Annotated in this window: 1 pseudogene; it reads right to left on the reverse strand. The window is 46.9% G+C overall.

What is annotated here, in order from left to right:
* Positions 1-245, reverse strand: a pseudogene (locus ACT3RM_RS18325) (IS21 family transposase); the annotation flags it as partial.

The raw sequence follows: 245 nt of genomic DNA on the forward strand, positions 1-245 counted from the left end.
AATCACTTGGGCGTAAGCCCAGCCACTGGCGGGCATACGATAATGAAACAACATATGCTTTAAGGGTTCACTAGCAATGGTAACGGGTGACTTCACATGTGTAAAATCACACATGCCTAATAGGCCATACTCGTGTGTTTGCAGGAATACGACCTCTTTGCTTGAGCCATACAGTGCTCGCCATTTGTGAATTCGACGCTCTAATGTACGCCGTGAGCTCGGGTTAAATTTGTCGGTGTGAAACC

This window comes from Pseudoalteromonas sp. AOP7-A1-14, from assembly GCF_052376275.1.
Classification (GTDB): domain Bacteria; phylum Pseudomonadota; class Gammaproteobacteria; order Enterobacterales; family Alteromonadaceae; genus Pseudoalteromonas.